Raw genomic sequence first — 16,969 nt, 5'->3', positions numbered from 1 at the left:
CTCGGCGCGGCATCAGTAGCGCAGGCCGAGCCGACGTTGGACATCGTCCAGCGTCTGTGTCGCGACTTCGCGTGCTCGCGTATTGCCTTCTCGCAGAACACTTTCCAGGTATGCCGGGTCGGCCGCGAACGCCGCCCGGCGCTCCCGATGCCGGGCCAGACCATCGTTGACGACGGTGGTGAGCCCTGCCTTCAACGCGGCCGCTCCCCCGTCGCCGATGCGGTCGGCCACTTGCTCCGGTGCCTCTCCGGTGAAGAGGCCGACGATCCGCAACATGCTGGCGACCTCGGGTCGGCGCTCGGGGTCGAAGGTGATCCGGCGCTCGGAATCGGTGCGGGCCTTGCGGATTCGCGCAGCGGTCTCGTCTGCCGTCATACAGAGGGAGATGCCGTTGCCGCGGCTGGTCGACATCTTCCGACCGTCCAGTCCGGGCACGACGGGCATCTCGGTCAGCAGGGCGTCCGGGGCGCGGAAGTAGTCCTCGCCGTCGGCATACCGGGTGTTGAAGCGGCGCGCGATCGCCCGTGTCTGCTCGACGTGCGGCAGTTGGTCACGACCGACCGGCACGACGGTGCCATGGACTCCGAGGATGTCCGCGGCCTGATGCACCGGGTAGGTCAGCAACAGCCCGGACAACGGCCGTCCGTCGGTGGCGGCGAGCTCGTCCTTGACGGTGGGATTGCGCCGCAGCTCAGCGTCGGTCACCAGGGACAGGAAGGACAGCATCAGCTGGCCGATCTCGGGGACCGCGGAGTGCGCGAAGATCGTCGAGCGCGCGGGGTCGATGCCGGCCGCGAGATAGTCCGCGAGCTGCCCGAAGGTCGCCGCACGCACGTCTCCGACACTGTCCCGGTCGGTGATGACCTGGTAGTCGGCGACCAGGATGAATGTGTCAACACCCTTGTCCTGTATGGCGACTCGGGACCGGAGCGTCGCGAAGAGGTGTCCGATGTGCAGCGGCCCGGTCGGCCGGTCACCGGTGAGCACGCGCAGGTTCTGGCGCTCGCGCGCCTGCGGGTCGTCGATGAGCTCGTGGATGATGTCACTACGAGCCCGGCTGGCGGCGTATGACGCGTCGCTGTGCAGTTCGGTGTCGTCCAGAGTGGTCATGGTGTGGGTGCTCCTTGTGGGTCGATGCCCGGTCGGGGAGCGCCATACACAACAAGCCGCCCGATCGGGCGGCTTGGAAAGAAAACGGGTTTCGTCAGCGGGCCGCCTGAGTAGGCGACCACCACGCATTGCTGACGATGTGCATGGCAGAAGCCTAGCGTGCTGTTCGACGGGCGAGCCGTGCGACCACTGCTGCGACCCAGAGCGCGACGGCGAGGAAGACCCCTACGTAGCCGACCATCGTGGTCCAGCCGCCGGCGCTGAAGGCGATCCCCGCGCACGCTCCGATGACCGAGCTGCCGACGTAATAGGCGAAGAGGTAGAGCGAGCTGGCCTCCGCGCGATGCTCCCGTGCAAGCAGGCCGACCCACCCACTGGCGATTGCGTGCGCGGCGAAGAACCCTGCGGTGAAGAGCAGGACACCGATCAGAACCACAGGCAACGAGGTGGGCAGGGTCAGCACTAGGCCAAGGGCCATCACCAACTCAGCCGTCATGAGCGCCCGCGCCCGACCGAACCGGTCGGCAAGACGCCCCGCGATCGCCGAGGAGACGGTGCCTGACAAATACATCAGGAAGATCGAGCCGACTACTGCATCGGAGAGGTTGAATGGCGCTGCGGACAAACGGAATCCGAGCATGTTGTAGAGCGACACAAAGCCGCCCATCAACAACAGTGCCGTCGCGAAGAGCCCCAGCAACGCAGGGCTGCGCAGGTGCTCGGCAAGTGCCTGGGAGGTCGTCCGCAGACCCACGGGCTGCGGGCTGAAATGGCGCGACGCGGGCGCGAGGCGGACGAAGACGACGGTGAAGGCGAGGGCGACGAGCGCTGCCACTTCGAGCGCCCAGCGCCAGGTGCTGAGATCAAGCGTGAATGACGCGACGAGCCGTCCAGCCAGCCCACCGATCGTGGTGCCGGCGATGTAGCGGCCCATCGCAGCACCGAGGTGCCGGCGATCGACCTCCTCGGCGAGGTAGGCCATCGCAGTCGCGGGGACACCCGCGAGCGCGATGCCCTGCAGAGCTCGCAGCACGATCAGCACGCCCATCGACGGCGACCACGGCAGCACCAGGCCGATGATCGCGGAGGCGAGCGCCGACCAGATCATCACCCGGGTGCGACCGAACCGCTCGGACAGCGCGCTGGCCGGGATGATCGCGAGCGCGAGCAGACCGGTCGTGGCGGAGACGCTGAGCGCGGAGACCGCCGGCGACACGGAGAAATCGGTGGCCAGTGACGGCAGCACGGCCTGTGCGCAGTACATCGCGACGAAGGTCGTCATCCCTGCGGCGAAGAGCGCCGCCGTGATCCGGCGGTATCCGGAGTCACCACGTCGATAGCCGACGGGCGCGGACTGCGCGGTGGACGTGGTCACCGGGACATCGTCACGCACGCGCCGTTAATGCGGAAATGAGTCTTTGCAGCTCTCTTTATGCTCAATTTGAATAAACTGACCAGATGCGTGATGCCGTCTGGTGGTTCGTCGTCCTCGCCGACGAGGAGAACGTCACCGCTGCCGCTGCCCGCCTGCACATCCCGCAGCCGACACTCTCCCGGCGGCTCGGCCGACTCGAACGTCAGCTCGGCAGCACGCTTTTCGACCGGCACGGCAAGCGACTGCACCTCAACGCCGCCGGCCGGTTGTATGCCGAGCACCTGCGCCGCGCGCACAACGAGCTGGCCGCGGGCGAGCAGGCGGTGCGTGAGCTACAGGTCCACGGCCCACGCGTAGTGCACCTGGGATTTCTGCATTCTTTCGGCACCTGGCTGGTCCCGGAGCTGATCCAACGGACGCGTGAGGCAGACCCGGCGTTGCGCTTCGAGTTGGTACAGGACGCCGCGGATGTCATCACGGCCAAGGTTGTCTCGGGCGATGTCGATCTCGGGATCGTGTCGCCGCGTCCCTTGGATGCACCGGTCAGCTGGCGTCGGCTGCTGCGGCAGCGGGTGCAACTGGCAGTCCCGGCCGGCGACCCGCTCGCCCGGCGTCAGACGGCGGCTTTCAGTGATCTCAAGGATCGCGAGTTCGTCGCCATGGCAAGGGGATTCGGGATGCGTCAGCTGCTCGACGAGGCGTGCACCGCGGCAGGATTCGAGCCGCACATCACCGTGGAATGCCAGGAACTGGACACCGTCGCAGGCCTGGTCGGCGCGGGGATCGGCATCGCGCTGTTGCCGGACTCGCCGGACCGAAGGTTGCCCGCAGGCGCCGCACTCGTGCAGGTCACCGGCATCGACGCCGCTCGCGAGGTCGGGCTGATCTGGGCCCGTGGCGCAGCCTTGTCGGAGCCGGCCCGTCAGGTGCGAGGGATCGCGACCAGCAGGTAATCCTCAGTTGCAGCCGCAGCCGTCGGCTGCGGGCGCGGAGATCGGCTTGCCGAGGCTGGGCATACCGAGTGCGACTGCCGGCTTGCGGGTGCCGCCATTGGTCGCCTGGTCCTGCAGGGCCTCCCAGGCGTCGCCACCACGGGTACGACGAACTTCCCAGGTGCCGCCCTCGGCGCCCGAGTCGGCAACCAGGTGGTGGGGCGCGCCATACGTGACGCCGACGGTGACCAGGTCTCCCGGGCGCGGCCGGTCGACGCCGTCCGGGACGGCGAAGTGCACCAGCCGGTTGTCGCGGGCGCGGCCCGACATGCGATGCGTCTCGGCGTCCTTGCGGCCCTCGCCCGGCGACACCAACACCTCGACCGTCGTGCCCTCGAGTTCTTTGTTGCCCGCCCAGGAGACCTCCTCCTGCAGCTCGATGAGTCGCTCAAAGCGCTCTTGCACAACGGCTTTCGGGAGCTGGTCGGGCAGGTCGGCGGCCGGTGTGCCGGGGCGGATGGAGTACTGGAAGGTGAACGCCGACGAGAAGCGCGCCTCGCGCGTTACGCGCAGCGTCTCGGCGAAGTCCTCCTCTGTCTCACCCGGGAACCCCACGATGATGTCCGTCGTGATGGCGGCGTCCGGCATCTTCTCGCGCACCCGGTCCAGGATGCCGAGGAACTTGGTCGAGCGGTAGGACCGGCGCATGGCCTTCAGCACCCGGTCCGAGCCGGACTGCAGCGGCATGTGCAGCGACGGCATCACGTTGTGCGTCTCAGCCATCGCGTCGATCACGTCGTCGGTGAACGCCGCGGGGTGGGGCGAGGTGAAGCGCACCCGCTCCAGCCCGTCGATCTCGCCGCAGGCGCGCAGCAACTTGCCGAACGCGAGCCGGTCGCCGAATTCGACGCCGTAGGTGTTGACGTTCTGGCCGAGCAGCGTCACCTCGACGACGCCCTGCTCGACGAGCGCACGGATCTCGGCCAGCACGTCGCCCGGACGGCGGTCCTTCTCCTTGCCGCGCAGCGACGGCACGATGCAGAAGGTGCAGGTGTTGTTGCAGCCGACCGAGATCGACACCCAGCCGCTGAACGCCGAGTCGCGGCGCGTCGGCAGGGTCGAGGAAGGTCTCCAGCGACTCGAGGATCTCGACCTGCGCCTCCGCGTTGTGCCGGGCACGCTCGAGCAGCACCGGCAACGACCCGACGTTGTGAGTGCCGAAGACCACGTCGACCCAGGGCGCACGCTTGACGATGTCGCCCTGGTCCTTCTGGGCGAGACAGCCGCCGACGGCGATCTGCATCTCGGGGTGCGCGTCCTTGGCCGGGCGCAGCTGGCCGAGCTGGCCGTAGAGCTTGCCGGCGGCGTTCTCACGCACGGCGCAGGTGTTGAAGACCACCACGTCGGGCTGCTCCGGCCGGTCCCCGAACGCCATGCCGGCGCGGTCGACATACCCCGCCGTTTCCAGCAATCCGGCGATCCGCTCGGAATCGTGGACGTTCATCTGGCACCCGTGGGTGCGCACTTCGTAGGTCTTCAGATCACCAGTCATGACCTGCCAAGGGTACGGCGTGCGCCCGACACGCCTCGAATCGCCGCCGGTGCGCGTTCAGCGCAGGTATGGCGAACCGCCCGTGTATGGCGCAGGATGTGGCGGCATGACCCCGGCCTGCTTCTTAGGGCTTTGCGGCGTGGTCAACGCCATCCAGGAGGCAAGCACGCTGACGATGACTGTGACGATGAGAGCGAGCAGGACGAGATCGCTCCATGACGCGGCACTGTCCAGGAGCTCCCCGAGCGCGATCAGCCCGCCCAGGCCGACGACCGGGACCGCTCCCAGCAACATCGCCGGGCCGGATTGGTACTTCCCCAATGTCAGCCCCAACCCGAGGAACGCATAGACGACCCCAAGAGCAACGACCGCGGCCAACCCGAGCACGACGAACTGCAACAAGATCATTCCGTCGGGGTCTGCGTGGCGATGCGCTTCGTAGTAGGCGTGGGTGTTCACCCGAGCGATCCAATGGATGCACGCCCCGACACCTGCAGCGAACACGAACGCGTCCAACACGTGGCACACCGCGGTGGCGATCCACCACAGCTTGCCCGGCGGCTTTGGCTGTTGCGGCTGCTGCAGCCACGACTGCGGTGACATGCTCGGTGGATTCGTCCCCTGTGACGGTTCGTTCATGTGCGAGACGCTAACCGAGTTCGGAGCCGAAAAGTCTTTGTCCACAGGTGAACTCCGGCCTCGCCAACTCCCGGCTCAGAAGACCTTGCCAGGGTTGAAGATGCCCTGCGGGTCCAGCGCGGCCCTGACCGCGCGCTGCATGGCGATGACGTGCGGGCCGAGTTCACGTGCGACGCCCGGCATCTTGAGCAGGCCGACTCCATGCTCCCCGGTGACCGTGCCGCCGAGCTTCAGGCACTCGTCGATGATCCGGTCGAAGGCCGCCTGCGCACGCTCGCGCTCTTCTTCGTCGTCGTGCCCGGCCACCATCAGCGGGTGCAGGTTGCCGTCGCCGGCATGCGCGACGCTGGCGATGGTGATCCCGACCTCCGCCGAGATCTGCTCGATCCGGCGCAGCATCTCCGGCACGTGCTCTTTGGCCACCACGATGTCCTCGGTGAGCAGCGGACCCTTGCGTTCCATCGCCGGGTACGCCAGCCGCCGAGCGGCCATCATCGCGTCGGCCTCTTCGGCATCCGCCGTCTCGGCGACGAAGGTCGCTCCCCCGTCTCGAAGGCGGCGACCATCTCCCGCGCCGCTGCCACTCCCGCTTCGCCCGGTTCGTCGACCTTGCCGATCAGCACGACGTTCGCCTCGGACGCCAGGCCCATGCCGGTCATCTCGTCGACGGCCTCCAGGCAGATCCGGTCGACGATCTCCAATGCCGACGGCGTCAGCCCGCGCGCCGCCACGTCCCGCACCGCGACGCCGGCATCGACGATGCTGTCGAAGTAGCCGAGCACGGTTCGCCCCGGGTCGGGCAACGGCCGCAGCTTCACGGTGATCTCGGTGACGATGCCGAGCGTTCCTCGGACCCGACGAACAGGCCGGCCAGATCGAGTCCTGCCACGCCTTTCGCCGTACGGCGTCCGAGCCGCACCACCTCACCCGTGCCGGTCACCACCTCGAGACCGATCACGTAGTCGCGCGTCACGCCATACTTGACGCAACACACGCCGCCGGCGTTGGTCGCGACGTTGCCGCCGATCGTCGACCAGGGCGAGCTGGCCGGATCCGGCGGATACCAAAGTCCTTGCTCGGCAACGGTTTTGCGCAGATCGTCATTGACGACGCCGGGTTGCACGACCGCGATCCGCTCGAGCGGATTGACCTCGAGCACCGCGTCCATCTTCTCCAGGCAGACGACGACGCAGCCCGCGATGGAGTTCGCGCCACCGGACAGTCCGGTGCCCGCCCCTCGCGGCACCAGCGGCACGTTGTGCTCCAGCGCCCAGCGCACCGTCCGCTGCACGTCGTTGGTGCTCGTCGCCCGCACGACCGCGAGCGGTGCGCTGTATGGCGCCCACTCCGCCTCGTCGTGCACATAGGACCCGACCACGTCGGGGTCGGTCAGGACTCGGGCGCGATCCAGGCGGTCGATCAGGTCGTCGATTACGGACATGCGCCTCACGCTAGCCCGCCGGGTCGTGACCCGATCAGCGTGGGACGAGGGTGATGCCGATCGCGGTGAAGAGGCCGCCGGCGACGCGGTCGATGGTCCGCTGCAGTCGCCGGTATGCCGCAACGACCGGCTGCGCGCCGGCGCACCAGCTGACGACGGCGAACCACACGACGGCCATCGCGAGCATCACGGCCAACACACCGATCCGGACCGCAACTCCTTCGTGCCGTGGCATCAACGTGGCGAAGAGCGCACCGAAGAAGACGAGCGCCTTCGGGTTCGCGAGATTGGTGAAAACGCCCAGTCGCCAATACTTTCCGGCGCCCGGACCCTGCTCCTGTATGACGTCATGACCGGCCTTGCGTGATGACCACAGGATGTGGACGCCATACCCGATCAGCAACACCGCACCGACGCTGCGCACCACCAGGTAGAGGTGCTCGTAGCGCGCCAGCAATGCACTGAGCCCGCACATCGCGAGCGTCGCCCAACAGGCGATGCCGCAGACGACGCCGAAGCCGACTCGCAGCCCGGCCGAGCGCCCATGGGAGGCCGAGGTGCGAAGCACCGCAAGGAAATCCGGCCCCGGGCTGATCACGGCCACCAGCCAGGCAAGAAGCAGCGGAAGAACAATGAGCACCTGAATCACCCGATCATCGGAGAGGTCATGACGACGGTGGCGTCGGCCGGCTCGGAGCTCGTCCGGTAGGAGTGGGCCACATCGCCGGGGAATGCGAGCAGGTCCCCCGTGCCGAGGTCGACGAGGTCGTCGCTCGGCCCCGCGGACAGCTTGCCCGAGGCGACCATGAGGTGTTCGAGCGTGCCGGTCGCGTGCGGCACCCCGTCATACGTTGTGTGCGCGGGTAGCCGCAGCCGCCAGATCTCGACCTGGTGACCGCCGCTGACTCGGCGCAGCATCTCCTGCTGCGACTCGTCGGATGCGGCCGTCGCCCGCACCACCACCGGCTCAGTCGGAGCCGTCGGAACCAGCAGGTCGGTGAGCGGTATGCCGAGCGCGACCGCCACGGCGTCGAGGGTGTCGATCGTCGGATTCGATCGACCGGACTCCATCCCGGACAGCGTCGCCTTCGACAGACCCGCTCGTCGAGCGAGCTCCGACGCGGACATCCCGCGCTGCTCCCGGCGCAGCCGGAGCTGCGCGCCGACGGATGTCGCGATACTGGAGGATGTCGCCATGCGTTCACTATATCGAACGCATTGATCTTTATAAAGTGGTTTGATCTCGGGTCGAGCCGGTCACATCTTCGACGCCCGCTTCGTCGTCACCGCAGAGCCCCTCCATCCGAAGGAACTGCCATGACCGCACTCGACGCGCCGCCGCGCAAAGACCACCCGCCGACCACGACCCGGCCCCGGCTGAACCTGACGGTGATGTGCCTGGCCGGCTTCATGATCCAGGTCGACGTAACCATCGTGAATGTCGCGCTGCCCCGTATTCAGGCCGGGCTCCAACTGAACGGCGGCGGGCTGCTGTGGGTCGTGACGGCATACGCCTTGAGCCTGGCAGCCTGCATCCCCGTCGCCGCTGCGCTCGGCGATCGGTTCGGCCACCGCCCGGTGTTCCTCACCGGAGTCGCCGTATTCACTGTCGCGTCGGTCGGTTGCGCTCTGGCCGGAACTGGTCTCGCGCTGGTCATCGCCCGAGCTGCTCAGGGAGCCGGCGGGGCGGCGATGCTGGCCCTCACTCTGTCGATCATCACCGAGTCCTACACCGGTGACGGACGTGCAGGGGCCATCGGCACCTGGGCCGCCGTCGGTGGCACCGGGTTCGGGGTCGGTCCGGTGGTTGGTGGACTGCTTCTGTCGGTGACCGGTTGGTCGTCGGTGTTCTGGGTCAATGTGCCGGTCGGGATCTTCGCCTTCGTCGGCGCTCTCGTCGCCGTCCCGAGATCACACCCCAGCGAGCACCGCCTCGATGTTCTCGGCGCGACTCTGTGCGCCGGCGGTCTGGTGGCGTTGAGCTTCGGACTCACCCGGTCGAGCGCACACCCATGGTCATCGTTGCTTGTGGCCGGTCCGGTGCTGTCCGGCGTGGCCCTGCTTCTCGCCTTCAGCGGGTGGCAGCGTCGGGCGGCATACCCGATGGCGCCCCCTGCCCTCCTTCGGATCCGCGGCTTCGCACCGGCCGTCGTCGTGTATCTCGCGGCGTATGCCGCCTTCGGCGGAATCCTCTTCTTCTGCACGCTTCTCTACCAGGACGTCGCAGGCTGGTCGGTGCTGCGCACCGGGCTGTCGTGGCTCTTCATGAACGTGCCGTTCCTCGTCGTGGCCCAGTGCAGTGCCGCCCTACAGCGTCGGCTGAGCGCCCGGACGCAGGTCACCGCAGGCTGCCTGGGGGCGGCTGCCGGTGCGGCGACTCTCACCGTGGTGACCGTCACCACGCCGTTCGCGGTGACGGCCGTTGCCTTCGTCCTGGCCGGTGCCGGGTTCGGTGCGTTGGTCCCGGTGCTGACCCACGTCGCCATGGCGGAGGTACCGTCACGACTGTCCGGCATCGCCTCCGGGTTGCTGAACTCCGCCCGCCAGGTCGGGACCTCGATCGGGCTGGCCGTGCTGGGGTATGTCGCCGCCGCTCGGACGCTCTCCGCGTGGCATCGGCTGCCGGGACATCTCGCGCGCGCAGCGGAGGCGGACGTGGTCTCCGGCCGCGTCTCCTCTGTCGGTCATGCGCTCGGTTCGGCCTACCGTCAGCCGGCCGTGACATCGTTCGAGCAGGGTTACCACTGGGCAGTCGGCGTCGGCGCCGTGCTGCTGGCACTGGGCGCCGCGGTCGCCTGGTGTGCGTTCCCGACCCGCGCCGAGCCTGTCGAGAGCACTCGTGCTCCCAGCGAAGGAGGTCTCGCATGAGCAACGACCAGGAGTGGCTTGCCGAGCGGTTCGAGCAGAACCGGGCATACCTGCGGGAAGTCGGCTACCGGCTGCTCGGGTCGCGGGTCGATGCCGAGGACGCAGTGCAAGAGACGTGGCTGCGATTGAGCCGCTCCGACGCCGCGGCGATCCGCAACCTGACCGCATGGTTGACCACGGTGGTCAGCCGCGTCTGCCTCGACCGACTCCGTGACCGCGCCGCTCACCCGGAACAACCGCTCAGCGTGGAGGTCCCGGCGCTCACGCTCGCCGCAGACCTCGAGGATGCCGGAGCAGCCGCTCTCTCCCGCAGAGTGACCGAGCCTCCGGCGACGCGGACAGCGGACCCCGCGGAGCGCGCGGTGCTGGCGGACTCGGTCGGCATCGCCCTCGTCGTCGTCCTCGACACGTTGTCCCCGGACGAGCGCGTCGCCCTCGTTCTGCACGACACGTTCGGTCTGCCCTTCGACCAGATCGCTCAGCTGCTGGACATCAGCCCCGTCACCGCCCGGCAACTGGCCAGCCGGGGCCGCCGGCGCGTCCGAGCGGTCGAGCCGAGCCGGTCGACGCCGGCACCACGCGCGCAGCGCGCCGTCGTCGACGCGTTCTTCGCCGCCGCGCACGATGGAGACTTCGAGGCTCTCGTGGAACTGCTCCACCCCCACGCCGTCCTGCGTGCCGACGGCGGCGGCCAACGGGCCGAGGTCTCGGCGATCATCCACGGCCGCGACGCCATCGCCCGGCGGGCGGCGATGTTCGACCGGCCCGGTGCGATGCTGCTCCCGGTGCTCGCCAACGGGCTGCCGGCCGTGGTGGTGCTGGAGCGCGCGGCCTCGGTGTCCGTCATGGCCTTCACGGTCGCCCTCAGCACCGCGATGGACGCCCGCATTCGCCGGGTCGACATCCTGCTCGACCCGGAACGACTCGCCCGGCTCGACCCGGGCCTGTTGTCCGTTGCCGGGACCGGGATCCCCGCGGTGACCCTCTGATCCGGCGGGTGGTCAGTCGGGCTGGTGCTCCGGAGCGTCGGCGATCGCCTCGCGAATGACCGACCAGGCGATGGATGACGAATAACCTTTGCGCGCAAGCATTCCCGCGAGCCGCCGCGTCTGAACTGTTGCGTCAAGACCGTGCATGGCGCGCAGCTTCTTGTCTGCCAGCGCGCGAGCCCGATCACGCTCGTCCTCGTCGTCGATCGTCTCGAGCTGCTCGTCGATGACCTCGGAGGCAATCCCCTTGCGGCGCAGCTCCTGAGCGATCGCCCGACGGCCGAGTCCGCGACTCGCCTGCTGGGAACGAAGAGTGCTGGCGGCATACGCCTCGTCATCGATCAGGCCGACTTCTTCCAAGCGGTCAAGCACCGCGCTCGCAACGTCGTTGTCGCATTCGCGTTCTCGTAGCTTGTCGGCAAGCTGCTTGCGGCTGCGCGGCGCGGCGGCCAGCTGACGCAGCACGATCTTGCGGGCCACTTCGTATGGATCCGCGTCCGTGCCCTGCTTGTCCGGTGGTGGCTCACGATCATTGCGGGCCTGCCGCGCCGTACGCCGTTCTCCACTTTTCGACGCGCCGCCCGAGCCGCGCCGACGCGGCTGTGCAACACCCGTGGCGTCCTCGTCGCGTGGCGGCTGAGCGGCCGAGCCGGCCCACGGGCCGACGATGACCTCCGCCGGATCGACGAAGTCCGGTGGTGAATCAGGTGCACTGTCAAAGGGATTCATCGTCTTCAGAGCACCTCACTTCGGAGCCAGGTTTCCGTCATACGGGAGGAACATCTTGGCCGTCGGTCGGCTCGTGGTCCCCGAGTCGATCGACGGCCGAGATGAGGATCAGAAGTCGACCGCTGCAGCCACCGGGGCAATTGCCGGTGCATCCGCTTCTTCGGCCGGCACATCGACCCGCGGACCGACACCCAGCTTTTCCTTGATCTTCTTCTCCAGTTCGTCGGCGAGATCGGGGTTGTCCCGCAGGAAACCGCGGGCGTTCTCCTTGCCCTGGCCGAGCTGATCGCCCTCGTAGGTGTACCAAGCGCCGGCCTTGCGGACGAAGCCCTGCTCGACGCCCATGTCGATCAGGCCGCCCTCGCGCGAGATGCCCTGGCCGTAGAGGATGTCGAACTCCGCCTGCTTGAACGGCGGAGCCACCTTGTTCTTGACCACCTTGACGCGGGTCCGGTTGCCGACCGCGTCGGTGCCGTCCTTCAGCGTCTCGATGCGGCGCACGTCCAGGCGAACCGAGGCGTAGAACTTCAGCGCCTTGCCCCCGGTCGTCGTCTCGGGCGAGCCGAACATGACGCCGATCTTCTCGCGCAACTGGTTGATGAAGATCGCAGTGGTGCCGGTGTTGTTGAGCGCACCGGTGATCTTGCGCAGCGCCTGCGACATCAGCCGTGCCTGCAGGCCGACGTGGCTGTCGCCCATCTCGCCCTCGATCTCGGCGCGCGGAACGAGTGCGGCCACGGAGTCGATGACGATGACGTCGAGGGAACCGGACCGGATCAGCATGTCGGCAATCTCGAGTGCCTGCTCACCGGTGTCGGGCTGGCTGACCAGGAGCGCATCGGTGTCGACACCGAGCTTCTGGGCGTATTCGGGGTTGAGCGCATGCTCGGCGTCGATGAAGGCCGCAATGCCGCCGTTGCGCTGCGCGCTGGCGACGGCGTGCAGGGCGACCGTGGTCTTACCGGAGGACTCCGGTCCGTAGATCTCCACCACGCGGCCACGCGGCAGCCCACCGATGCCGAGCGCGACATCGAGCGCGATGGCGCCGGTGGGAATCACGTCGATCGGCGCCCGGACTTCATCGCCCAGGCGCATGACCGCGCCCTTGCCGTGAGCCTTCTCGATCTGCGACAGGACGGTGTCCAGCGTCTTGAGTTTGTTGTCTGCGGCGTTCGCCGTTTTTGCTGCCATCTTCGGCACTCCTTCAAGAGAGTTCGTGGGTGGGTCGCGTCCACCGGCGACCGTCCGCGGCCCGCCAGTGCAGGTCGAGCCTTGGAACGTGTCAGACGCTAGATCCCCGCACCGACAACCCGATATGCATCGTCCGTGCACTTGTGGACAACGGGTCGTCGTTCGAGGACTTGTGGATGAGCCTAGCCCAGTTACCCGAACATCCGTACGAAGGTTTGCGGCGTGGCGTGTCGCCCTTCCAGGCCCGGGGCCACCGCCCTTCTCAAGGGTGCAGGTGCGCACCCTTGAGGATCTTGTCGATGCCGTTCTTGGGGCCGTGCACCGCGACGCCGACGAGGTTCAGCTCCTCAGCCGGCACCTCCGCGGTGGTCGCACGGTTGGCGGCGTCATACCCGGTCTTGAACATCTCCTCCGTGTAGATCGCCGGCCGCAGGCCGCGCGAGACCGCGCGACTTCGAGCATTCGACAGGTCGCGCGCGCCGCCCTCGAAGACGAGCACCGGCATACCGAGCAACGGCAGGTAGGTGCCGCCGTCACCATCGCGGTACGGCTCCCCCACCAGGTCAGGATTCGCGGCCGCGATCCCGGCGGCCAGGAAGGCCGTGACGTTCATGCGCTGCCAGGCAGCGAGGTCGTCGCGCAGCAGGATCGCGATCTTCGTCGCGAACGGCGGTGTCAGCAGGTCGGTGGTGGTCTCGTGGTCGATGACGTCATGCATGCCGCCATCGTCCGCGCGGTCATGGCGCCCGGTCTTGTACAAAAATGATCCCGAGCCGACCGCAGCGCCGAGGTGTACGACGGCCGGTCCGGGCACCCGCCCACGGGGGTGCCTCGGATGATCTCCCACCATCGTGCGTGGGCACTGGTGGATCAGGAGTATTCGTCCTCGTGCCGCAGCTGATGAGTCGTCGCCCAGCGGGTTGCCTGGTCCCGCGTCGGCGACGCCGGCGAGTCCAGCAGGCAGACTCCGCAACGCGCATACCAAGAGTCATCCACCTGCCAGGCGTGAATCTCGCCCGCCTTCACCCATTTGGGATCCCAGTCCACTTCGAAGGCGTACAGGATCTCGGCTGAGATCCCCTGAACGAGGTTCATGCGCAGGTCGTCCGGAAGATCGCGCCCTGCCATCCCCAACTGCACGTCGATCTCGGTGCGGATGTTGTGTTCGAGAAGCTCTACGACCCGTTGTGCGCGCAACGACTCCTGTGGGTCACGTGTCATGGCCTCCATCATGTCCGGTCTCCGTCGACCGGGCTCATGACATCGAGGCGCGAAAACTGCCGGGCGACGTGCGCAACAGTCTGCGGAAGTGCCGGTGGAAGTGCGCCTGGTCGTAAAACCCGGTGGCGACCGCCACCGCCGCGGCAGGCTCCCCGTCGAGCAATCTGCGACGCGCCAGATCGAGCCGACGTCCGGTGACATACCGGTGCGGGGGTATGGCGAATTCCCTTGTGAAGCAACGGATCAGGTATGCCGGGCTGACACCCAGCAGCGTCGCCAGCTCCTCAACCGACGGCGCGCCGACCGGGTCGGCGTCGAGCACGTCGCGGGCCTGCCGGGCGATCCATGCGCGACGGGTCGCACATGTCCGAGCCGCCTCGGGCCGACCGGCGAGGTGCCATCGCAACGCTTCCGCGACAAGCGCCAGATGGGACTCGGCCGCTGACCGATCGGCTGCCGAGAGCGCATCGTCCAAGGCCGAAACCGACTGTCGCAGTGATGAATCCAGCACCAGCGGTGAATCGACGCACGGGCCGATGAGTCGCTCCGGCAGGACCGATTCCTCGAGGTAGACGACCCGCTTGCGGAAGCCGTTCGACGTCAACGGATGACCATCGTGAGTCACGTGCGGCGGCAGCAGTGTCACGCCCACACCCGCGTCCGCTCGGTCGCGGTGTCGGTCAACGTCATACCCGATGAAGCCGTCGTCGACGATCAGCAGCGTCCAGGCGTCGTGCGTGTGCGCGGGATAGCTGTGGTCCGCCCAGGATGCGTGCAGCACCTCGCGGATTCCGGCGACGCCGGGGTCCCAGGCGCGCACCCGATCCTGCGGAGCTTGCGGCATACGTCTGAATCTACCGGCCCAGCGATCTGCCGAATCACAGCTTCTCGGGCGTGGGTTGGTCAGCTGTTGCGGCGCTCCCGGATGGGTAGGTCGCGGCCCAGCCGGCGTTCCTCGGGGATCTGCAGGTCGTCGCATACGGCCAACCAGATCTCCCGGAATTTGATGCCATCGACGATCGCCTCGTCCGGGGTGCGGTTACCCAGGACCTGCAGGACGTGGCTGTTGCCGAGAACTCCGGCGTATGCCGAGCCGAACTCGTCGGCCATCAGCCGCCTGTACTCCGAATGCTTCACTCCACCAGGGTAGGTGCCGCGCGGCGTGCCGTGTGCCACGCCAACGCTGGCGCATCCTTGGTGACCGCGGCCCTCAGTTGCTCGCGCCGGACCGTGGCCGCGGAAGGCTACCGGCACGTAAGTTGGTCGATCATGGCTATCGATCGACTGCAGAACAAGCGAGTCCTCATCACCGGCGGTGCCCGCGGCATCGGTGCCGCGCTGGCCGGACGGCTGGCCGAACGCGGCGCCCGAGTCGCGTTGGCCGGACTGGAGCCGGACCTCCTCGAAGGCGTCGCTCACGAGGTCGGCGGGCCGTGGCGCGAGCTGGACGTCGCCGACCGCGAGCAGGTCGACACGGTCGTCGGTGAGCTGGTCGACGAGCTGGGCGGCCTGGACATCGTCATCGCGAATGCCGGTATCGCCAAACAGCTTCCGCTCGTCGGTGGTGATCCGGAGGTGATGGAGCGCACGCTCGCGGTCAACACGCTCGGCACCTATTACACGCTGCGCGCCGCTGCCCCGCACATCGCCCATGAAGGCGGCTACGCGCTTGCGACATCGTCACTCGCGGCGGCCGTGCACGCGCCCCTGATGGGTGCCTACTCCGCATCGAAGGCTGCTGTCGAGGCGATCGGCAACACGTTGCGCTGGGAGCTGCACGGCACCGGCGCCCGCGTCGGTGTCGCCTACTACGCCGAACTGGACACCGACATGACCAGCCGCGGCTTCAGCACCCGGGCCGGCTCGACGCTGCTGGGCGGCCGTAAGTCGGCCACCGTGATCACCCCGCTGTCGGCGGCGATCAACGCACTGGAGCGTGGGATCAGCCGGAGGTCGCGCTTTATCTGGGCGCCATGGTGGATCGCGCCGCTGCTGCCTGGCCGGATGATCGCGCAACGCGTTGCGGAGCTGAAGCCGATGCCGGACCTGAAGCGTGCACTGCAACTGGCGCGCGAGGAGCAGACGGATTTCACCACCGCACAACCGAATTCGCGGATCGAGGGCAAGGTATGACGGAACGTGTCCGCCCCGGGACGTGGCGGACGAACGGGCCACTCGCGGCAGGGTTCGCCCAGCTCGCCGGTCGCGTTACCCGCACTGCGCCGCCGGCAATCTTCACCGTGCTGGGTCGCGGTCGGCGGACGTTCTGGGGCTGGCTGGCTTTCGCCGGGACCCTGATGCCCTTCGGATCACTGCCCCGCAGCGACAGCGAGCTGGTCATCCTGCGGGTCGCGCACCTGCGCGGCAGTGACTATGAAGCCGCGCACCATCGGTCGATCGCGCGTCGTGCGGGACTGACCGGGGACCAGATCGAACAGCTGCTGAGCGCCGGGCCCGAGGCGTCATACTTCACCGACCGGCAGCAGACCCTTATCGCCGCCACCGACGAACTCATCGCCGACGACGACCTCTCCGACCCGACCTGGGAACGCCTCCACGATCACTTGGACGACCGCGGCTGCGTCGAATTCCTTTTGCTCGCAGGCCATTACCGCATGCTCGCCACCGCCCTGCACACCATGCGAATAGAGCCCGACCAACCAAGGTGACTAACAAGGCACGGCAATCGGCCACCAGACGAGGCGACCCGAACGGGGAGCCGACTGCGTCGTCGGCCCGGGCCTATGGAGGAGCGGAGCGCTAGCGGAGCGACGGAGTGAAACCGGGACGGCGGCGTAGCCGGCGACCATCAAGGCGACCATACGCACCCTGGCGACGCGGCCGGCACCGCCCAGGTGACCGAACGACGACCCGGCCACGGTCTCGATACGCGGCTCGTTCCTCGCCGCTACTCGACCCGCA

At 68.0% G+C, this 16,969-nt stretch carries 17 protein-coding genes and 2 pseudogenes; 5 read left to right on the top strand and 14 right to left on the bottom strand.

All coding sequences use genetic code 11. The annotated features are described in order from the left end of the window. Nucleotides 1-12: 12 nt before the first annotated feature. Both trpS and ACFQDH_RS12600 read right to left on the bottom strand, forming a co-directional pair. Complete coding sequence (gene trpS / locus ACFQDH_RS12605; RefSeq protein WP_382401783.1) at nucleotides 13-1,110, bottom strand: tryptophan--tRNA ligase; 1,098 nt, start codon at nucleotides 1,108-1,110, stop codon at nucleotides 13-15. A gap of 154 nt (nucleotides 1,111-1,264) precedes the next feature. Further along, nucleotides 1,265-2,485, bottom strand: a complete 1,221-nt coding sequence (locus tag ACFQDH_RS12600) for an MFS transporter (protein WP_382401781.1) — start codon at nucleotides 2,483-2,485, stop codon at nucleotides 1,265-1,267. An 83-nt stretch (nucleotides 2,486-2,568) separates the two neighbouring features. Between ACFQDH_RS12600 and ACFQDH_RS12595 the strand changes: the two genes are divergently transcribed. After that, entirely contained in the window at nucleotides 2,569-3,438 is an 870-nt protein-coding gene (locus ACFQDH_RS12595) for a LysR family transcriptional regulator (RefSeq protein ID WP_382401779.1), read from the top strand. Between the two features lie 3 nt (nucleotides 3,439-3,441). Here the strand turns inward: ACFQDH_RS12595 and miaB are convergent. From miaB to ACFQDH_RS12565, 6 genes and pseudogenes are all read right to left on the bottom strand, one after another. Next, nucleotides 3,442-4,969: pseudogene (gene miaB / locus ACFQDH_RS12590) on the bottom strand (tRNA (N6-isopentenyl adenosine(37)-C2)-methylthiotransferase MiaB). A gap of 57 nt (nucleotides 4,970-5,026) precedes the next feature. Then, nucleotides 5,027-5,608, bottom strand: a complete 582-nt coding sequence (locus ACFQDH_RS12585) for a hypothetical protein (RefSeq protein WP_382401777.1) — start codon at nucleotides 5,606-5,608, stop codon at nucleotides 5,027-5,029. 75 nt (nucleotides 5,609-5,683) lie between these two features. After that, nucleotides 5,684-6,339 (bottom strand): annotated as a pseudogene (locus ACFQDH_RS12580) (FAD-binding oxidoreductase). Nucleotides 6,340-6,422: 83 nt separating this feature from the next. After that, entirely contained in the window at nucleotides 6,423-7,049 is a 627-nt protein-coding gene (locus tag ACFQDH_RS12575; RefSeq protein WP_382401775.1) for an FAD-binding oxidoreductase, read from the bottom strand. 34 nt (nucleotides 7,050-7,083) lie between these two features. Then, nucleotides 7,084-7,689: a LysE family translocator gene (locus tag ACFQDH_RS12570; RefSeq protein ID WP_382401773.1), complete on the bottom strand. Its 606-nt coding sequence runs from the start codon at nucleotides 7,687-7,689 to the stop codon at nucleotides 7,084-7,086. A 5-nt stretch (nucleotides 7,690-7,694) separates the two neighbouring features. Beyond that, nucleotides 7,695-8,246, bottom strand: a complete 552-nt coding sequence (locus tag ACFQDH_RS12565; RefSeq protein WP_382401771.1) for a helix-turn-helix domain-containing protein — start codon at nucleotides 8,244-8,246, stop codon at nucleotides 7,695-7,697. A gap of 120 nt (nucleotides 8,247-8,366) precedes the next feature. On the opposite strand from ACFQDH_RS12565, the gene ACFQDH_RS12560 reads away from it, so the two are divergent. Beyond that, complete coding sequence (locus ACFQDH_RS12560) at nucleotides 8,367-9,917, top strand: MFS transporter (protein ID WP_382401769.1); 1,551 nt, start codon at nucleotides 8,367-8,369, stop codon at nucleotides 9,915-9,917. After that, a complete protein-coding gene (locus ACFQDH_RS12555) occupies nucleotides 9,914-10,906 on the top strand; it encodes a sigma-70 family RNA polymerase sigma factor (RefSeq protein WP_382401767.1) in 993 nt (330 codons plus the stop codon). Before ACFQDH_RS12560 ends, ACFQDH_RS12555 begins: the two co-directional genes overlap by 4 nt. A gap of 12 nt (nucleotides 10,907-10,918) precedes the next feature. On the opposite strand, the gene ACFQDH_RS12550 is transcribed toward ACFQDH_RS12555, so the two are convergent. The 6 genes from ACFQDH_RS12550 to ACFQDH_RS12525 all read right to left on the bottom strand — a co-directional run bounded on the left by ACFQDH_RS12550 (nucleotide 10,919) and on the right by ACFQDH_RS12525 (nucleotide 15,184). Beyond that, a complete protein-coding gene (locus tag ACFQDH_RS12550) occupies nucleotides 10,919-11,635 on the bottom strand; it encodes a regulatory protein RecX (protein ID WP_382401765.1) in 717 nt (238 codons plus the stop codon). Nucleotides 11,636-11,743: 108 nt separating this feature from the next. Then, nucleotides 11,744-12,826, bottom strand: a complete 1,083-nt coding sequence (gene recA, locus ACFQDH_RS12545) for a recombinase RecA (protein WP_382401763.1) — start codon at nucleotides 12,824-12,826, stop codon at nucleotides 11,744-11,746. A 262-nt stretch (nucleotides 12,827-13,088) separates the two neighbouring features. Then, the gene (locus ACFQDH_RS12540; RefSeq protein ID WP_382401761.1) at nucleotides 13,089-13,544 is read right to left on the bottom strand and encodes a DUF2000 family protein; all 456 of its coding nucleotides are present in this window, start codon (nucleotides 13,542-13,544) and stop codon (nucleotides 13,089-13,091) included. 152 nt (nucleotides 13,545-13,696) lie between these two features. Then, nucleotides 13,697-14,047: a hypothetical protein gene (locus ACFQDH_RS12535; RefSeq protein ID WP_382401760.1), complete on the bottom strand. Its 351-nt coding sequence runs from the start codon at nucleotides 14,045-14,047 to the stop codon at nucleotides 13,697-13,699. A gap of 34 nt (nucleotides 14,048-14,081) precedes the next feature. Beyond that, the gene (locus ACFQDH_RS12530; RefSeq protein WP_382401758.1) at nucleotides 14,082-14,891 is read right to left on the bottom strand and encodes an AraC family transcriptional regulator; all 810 of its coding nucleotides are present in this window, start codon (nucleotides 14,889-14,891) and stop codon (nucleotides 14,082-14,084) included. 59 nt (nucleotides 14,892-14,950) lie between these two features. Continuing rightward, the gene (locus tag ACFQDH_RS12525) at nucleotides 14,951-15,184 is read right to left on the bottom strand and encodes a DUF3046 domain-containing protein (RefSeq protein WP_382401756.1); all 234 of its coding nucleotides are present in this window, start codon (nucleotides 15,182-15,184) and stop codon (nucleotides 14,951-14,953) included. 132 nt (nucleotides 15,185-15,316) lie between these two features. Between ACFQDH_RS12525 and ACFQDH_RS12520 the strand changes: the two genes are divergently transcribed. Beyond that, complete coding sequence (locus ACFQDH_RS12520) at nucleotides 15,317-16,180, top strand: SDR family NAD(P)-dependent oxidoreductase (protein WP_382401754.1); 864 nt, start codon at nucleotides 15,317-15,319, stop codon at nucleotides 16,178-16,180. Continuing rightward, entirely contained in the window at nucleotides 16,177-16,716 is a 540-nt protein-coding gene (locus ACFQDH_RS12515; RefSeq protein WP_382401753.1) for a carboxymuconolactone decarboxylase family protein, read from the top strand. The genes ACFQDH_RS12520 and ACFQDH_RS12515 overlap by 4 nt, the downstream gene beginning before the upstream one ends. Nucleotides 16,717-16,969 lie beyond the last annotated feature (253 nt).

Origin of the sequence: Flexivirga alba, assembly GCF_042661025.1 — a bacterium.
Taxonomy (GTDB): domain Bacteria; phylum Actinomycetota; class Actinomycetes; order Actinomycetales; family Dermatophilaceae; genus Flexivirga; species Flexivirga alba.
The sequence above is the reverse complement of the archived record's forward strand: the minus strand, read 5'-3'. Positions and strand labels throughout refer to the sequence as shown.